Annotated in this window: 1 protein-coding gene; it reads left to right on the top strand. The window is 51.6% G+C overall.

Features of this window, described 5'->3' with window-relative positions:
* Window positions 1-188 (top strand): DUF4368 domain-containing protein (locus P0G09_RS20865; RefSeq protein WP_275253637.1); only part of this gene is annotated, 188 nt, incomplete at its 5' end.
* Window positions 189-217 lie beyond the last annotated feature (29 nt).

Genomic DNA, 217 nt, shown 5'->3' with positions numbered 1-217 from the left:
TCCAGAAAGCGCACAAGTACGTTCATATTGAAGAACTCACCCCTTATGCTCTCCGTGAACTGGTGTCGGCCATCTATGTGGATGCCCCGGATAAGTCCAGCGGAAAGCGGGTGCAGCACATCCATATCAAGTACGATGGGCTGGGGTACATCCCTCTGGATGAACTGGAAGCAAAAGAAAAGGCGTGACCGAAGTCACGCCAAATCTTCCCCATTTC

The sequence above is a fragment of the Faecalibacterium sp. DFI.5.82 genome, from assembly GCF_029076575.1.
Lineage (GTDB): Bacteria > Bacillota > Clostridia > Oscillospirales > Ruminococcaceae > Faecalibacterium > Faecalibacterium duncaniae.
The sequence above is the reverse complement of the archived record's forward strand: the minus strand, read 5'-3'. Positions and strand labels throughout refer to the sequence as shown.